We start from the raw sequence: 1,155 nt of genomic DNA, 5'->3' as shown, positions 1-1,155 counted from the left end.
GTCATTGACTAGGACCGGTTGAAGCAAATCAGATATTGAGCATTTTATGTTGATCACACCTGTTCTTCTTTGTGGTGGTTCCGGAACGCGTCTTTGGCCCTTGTCGCGCAAAAGCTATCCCAAGCAATTTGTGCCGCTGGTAGGCGAGGAAACCCTGTTTCAGGCCTCGGCGCGGCGGCTTTCCGGGGCGACGGACAGCGTGAACTTCGCAGCACCGGTGGTGCTGACCAACTCGGATTTCCGGTTCATCGTGGCCGAGCAGTTGCAGGCCATCGGAATCGACCCCGGTGCCATTCTGATCGAGCCCGAGGGGCGCAATACCGCCCCGGCGGTGCTGGCTGCGGCGCTGCGCGCCCATGCGGAAGACGCCGATGCGGTGCTGCTGGTCGCCCCCTCTGACCACGTGGTTCCCGATGTGGCCGCTTTCCAGGCGGCGGTTGCCCGCGGGATGGAGGCCGTGGCGCAGGGGCAGCTGGTGACCTTTGGCATCACCCCGACCCATCCGGAAACCGCCTATGGCTATCTGGAACTTGCCTCGGCGTCGGACACTGACGGCTCGCCGGTTCCGCTGAAAAAGTTTGTCGAAAAGCCCGACATAGCCCGCGCCACCGAGATGCTGGCGGCCGGCACCTTCAAGTGGAACGCGGGCATTTTCCTGTTCCGCGCGGCAGACATGATCGCCGCCTTCCGCGCTCATGCGCCCGCATTGATGGCACCAGTCGAGGCGGCGGTTGAAACCGCCACGCCGGATCTGGGCTTTCTGCGTCTGAACCCGGACCCGTGGGGGCAGGCCGAGGATATCTCGATCGACTACGCGGTGATGGAAAAGGCGGACAACCTGTCGGTGGTTCCCTTCGACGCGGCCTGGTCCGATCTGGGCGGCTGGGACGCGGTCTGGCGCGAAAGCGGCCCGGATGGGGATGGCGTGGTGACCAGCGGCGGCGCCACCGCGATCGAGTGTCGGAACACGCTGCTGCGCTCGGACAGCGACCAGTTGGAGCTGGTGGGGATCGGGCTGGACAACATCATCGCGGTGGCGATGAACGATGCGGTTCTGGTGGCGGATGCGTCGCGGGCGCAGGACGTCAAGAAAGCGGTCACCGCGCTGAAGGAAAAAGGCGCCGCGCAGGCCACGGCCTTCCCCAAGGATCACCG

Annotated in this window: 1 protein-coding gene; it reads left to right on the top strand. The window is 64.5% G+C overall.

Features of this window, described 5'->3' with window-relative positions:
- Positions 1-46: 46 nt before the first annotated feature.
- Positions 47-1,155 (top strand): mannose-1-phosphate guanylyltransferase/mannose-6-phosphate isomerase (locus ACOQFT_RS00025; RefSeq protein ID WP_421596032.1); only part of this gene is annotated, 1,109 nt, incomplete at its 3' end.

The organism is Ruegeria sp. MALMAid1280 (genome assembly GCF_049195285.1).
GTDB lineage: Bacteria > Pseudomonadota > Alphaproteobacteria > Rhodobacterales > Rhodobacteraceae > Ruegeria.
The sequence above is the reverse complement of the archived record's forward strand: the minus strand, read 5'-3'. Positions and strand labels throughout refer to the sequence as shown.